The organism is Komagataeibacter kakiaceti JCM 25156, assembly GCF_000613305.1.
Genome location: NZ_BAIO01000251.1, coordinates 1 through 3353, shown reverse-complemented (window position 1 = coordinate 3353; position 3353 = coordinate 1). Strand labels below are relative to the sequence as shown.

The 3353-nt window shown below is 65.3% G+C and carries 2 protein-coding genes, 1 tRNA gene and 2 pseudogenes; all 5 read left to right on the top strand.

Features of this window, described 5'->3' with window-relative positions; genetic code table 11:
* Window positions 1-550, top strand: a 550-nt coding sequence (locus tag JCM25156_RS11695) for a ParA family protein (protein WP_025813220.1), incomplete at its 5' end; no start/stop codon positions are given.
* Window positions 550-1451: pseudogene (locus JCM25156_RS23855) on the top strand (ParB/RepB/Spo0J family partition protein). The gene JCM25156_RS11695 and the pseudogene JCM25156_RS23855, both read left to right, overlap by 1 nt.
* Before the next feature lie 85 nt (window positions 1452-1536).
* Window positions 1537-1612: transfer RNA gene (locus tag JCM25156_RS11685), tRNA-Lys, on the top strand.
* Between the two features lie 166 nt (window positions 1613-1778).
* A pseudogene (locus JCM25156_RS23850) lies at window positions 1779-2517 on the top strand (gamma-glutamyl-gamma-aminobutyrate hydrolase family protein).
* Entirely contained in the window at window positions 2514-3290 is a 777-nt protein-coding gene (locus JCM25156_RS11675; protein ID WP_025813219.1) for a pseudouridine synthase, read from the top strand. The pseudogene JCM25156_RS23850 and the gene JCM25156_RS11675 overlap by 4 nt, the downstream one beginning before the upstream one ends.
* The last annotated feature ends 63 nt before the right edge of the window (window positions 3291-3353 follow it).

The following is a 3353-nucleotide window of genomic DNA, read 5'->3' as shown; positions in this document are numbered from 1 at the left end:
GTCGCTGATCGCGGCGGATACGGAACTGGCGGGCGCGGAACTGGAACTGGTCATGGCCGACCGGCGCGAATACCGCCTGCGCGATGCGCTGGCGCAGATCGGCGCGGATTATGACGTGGTACTGATCGACTGCCCGCCCAGCCTCGGCCTGCTCACGCTCAATGCCCTTGTGGCGGCGCATTCGGTCATCGTGCCGTTGCAGTGTGAGTTCTTCGCGCTGGAGGGGATCAGCCAACTGGTGCGCACCGTCAACAGTGTGCGCCAGTCGCTCAACCCGGCGCTGAAACTCGAGGGCATTGTCCTGACCATGTACGACAGGCGCAACAACCTCTCGGAACTGGTGGCGGAAGATGCCCGCAGCTTCTTCGGGGACAGGGTGATGGAAACCCTGATCCCGCGCAATATCCGCATTTCAGAGGCGCAGAGTCACGGCCAGCCCGTGATGAATTATGACAACCGCTCATCGGGCAGTCAGGCCTATCAGGCGCTCGCGGCCGAGGTGGCCGAACGTCTGGCCCTCGGGGTGGCGGCGAAAGGGAAGGTCCGCTGATGAAAACCAGAAAGGACGCAGGCCGTCCCCGTCTCGGGCGCGGTCTGGCCGCCCTGCTGGGCGAACAGGTCAACATGCTGCCGGCGGCAACCCCGGCGGTGGACGGGCGCAGGGGCCGGACGTCATCGCCAGCCTGCCGGTGGATGTGCTGGAACCCGGTCCCTTCCAGCCCCGCCAGCAGATGGAGCCTGCGGCTCTTGATGAACTGGCCAGTTCCATCCGGGTGCGCGGCATCCTGCAACCCATTCTGGTGCGCCCGCACCCCCAGCGCACGGGTGTCTACCAGATCATCGCGGGGGAGCGGCGCTGGCGGGCCTCCCAGCTCGCGGGGCTGCATGATGTGCCTGTTCATGTCCGCCCGCTGGATGATGGCGACGCCATGGCCGCCGCACTGGTGGAAAACCTCCAGCGCGCCGACCTCAATGCGATCGAGGAGGCGGAAGGCCTCCAGCGCCTGCTCGATGATTATGACCTGACGCAGGATGAACTGGCCAGCGCCATTGGCAAGTCCCGCCCGCATGTGGCCAACATGGTCCGCCTGTTGCAGTTGCCGCCACCGGTGCGTGACGCCGTGCGCCATCGTGGTCTCTCGGCCGGGCATGCCCGCGCCCTGCTGGCCCATGTCGATCCCGTGGCGGCGCTCAAGGTCGTGCTGGCGCAGGGGCTCAATGTCCGCCAGACGGAAGCCCTGGCCCGACAGCAGGAACGCAAGGCCGCCAATGCCCGCGACAGGGCGGAAAAAAATGCCCGCAACCCTGAAATCGCATCGCTCGAACGCGATCTGACAACCCGCCTGGGGGTCAAGGTCCAGATCGCCTTTGATGGAAAGGGCGGCAGCATAAAGATCGATTACCGTTCCCTGGAACAGTTCGATGGCCTGCTGCGGCTGTTGCAGCAGTAGAAAATTTCAGAAAGTGCAAAAAACCCCCTTGCCAGAGGGTGATATGGGCTGCTAGAAGCCCTCTCACCCGATCGGGTAACCCTGTGGGCGCATAGCTCAGTTGGTAGAGCAGCTGACTCTTAATCAGCGGGTCCAAGGTTCGAGCCCTTGTGCGCCCACCATAGGGTTTAATAAGGTTACACAAGTCCCCATCAAGGCTTTGCCGGTGGGGATTTTTTGTATCATGGCCACAGGGCCTCCCTGCGGCACGGTTCTGGTCAGGCGGCAGGAAAGGGGCGGCATGGCATATCCATTCCCTTCGGTCGCGCATGTATCCCGGCAGGCAGGATGAACGCCCCGCGTCCCCTGATTGGCGTCACGCTGGACAGCGAGCCGCCCGCACAACAGCCAGGCGGCGGCTACTCCCGCTTTCCATGGTATGCGATCCGCCAGAATTATATGGACATGATCGCCGCCAGCGGTGGCCTGCCGGTGGCGCTGGGGCATGAGCCGAACTGGCGGGCAGGTGGTCGCGCGCCTCGACGGGCTTGTCGTGACGGGTGGGGCCTTTGACGTGCCGCCCGACCTTTACGGGGAGGGGGAATGGCACGCCACCGTCCAGACAAAGCCACGCCGCACGGCGGCGGAAACCGCCCTGATCCATGCCGCCATGGCGCGCGGGATTCCGGTGCTGGGCATATGTGGCGGGATGCAACTGCTTGCGGTCGTGCTGGGCGGGCGACTGGTGCAGCATATTCCCGATACCTATCCCGCCGCCCTGGCGCACGAGCAGCCCAACCCCCGTAACGAGGCCGGGCATGAGGTGAACATCGTGGCGGGCACCCATCTCGCCCGGTTGGTGGGGCAGGGCAGGCAGGCGGTCAATTCCGCGCACCATCAGGCCGTATCCCATCCGGGCCGGGCGGTGGTGTGCGCGACCGCGCCGGACGGGGTGGTGGAGGCTATTGAACTGCCCGGTTATCCATTGTGCATCGGTGTGCAGTGGCATCCGGAATTTGGTATATCGGCAGGGGACCGTCTCCTGTTCAAAGGCTTGATCGACGCTGCGAGGCAGACAGGAACATGACACAGGACCAATCCCCCCCCGCCGCATCCGGGCGTGGCGACCGGATCGCCAAATGGCTGGCCCGCTCCGGCGTGGCGAGCCGGCGCGATGCCGAGCGCATGATTGCCGAGGGCAGGGTCAGCCTCAACGGCGTCACCATCACCCACCCCGCCACATTCGTGGAGGCGGGCGACATCGTGCAGGTGGACCGTAACGTGGTCAGCGCGCCGGATCGCACGCGCCTGTGGCGCTACCACAAGCCCGACGGGCTGGTTACGACCCACCGTGACCCGGAAGACCGCCCCACGGTGTTCGATTCCCTGCCTGCCGGTCTGCCCCGGGTCATCAGCGTCGGCCGCCTTGACCTGAACAGCGAGGGCCTGCTGTTGCTGACCAATGATGGCGAACTGGCCCGCAGGCTGGAACTGCCCAGCAATGGCTGGATCCGCCGTTACCGCGTGCGTGTTTTTGGCGTGGTGGACGAACGCAGGCTGGCGTCACTGGCCAGGGGTTGTGAATTCGAGGGCGTGCGATATGGCCCGATCGAGGCGCATCTTGATTCCAGCAAGGGCGACAATGCGTGGCTGACCGTCTCGCTACGCGAAGGCAAGAACCGTGAGATCCGCAAGGTCATGCAGGGGCTGAACCTGCATGTCAGCCGCCTGATCCGTACATCCTACGGCCCTTTCCAGCTTGGCACGCTGTCACGCGGGGAACTGGAGGAAGTGACCGGCAAGGTCATCCGTGAACAGGTGTCCGGCCTTGCGGGCGGCAAGACCCAGCGCCCGGCGTAATGCGTATCATCGCGGGAGAGTGCCGGGGGCGCGGCCTGCATGCCCCGCCGGGACGGACCACCC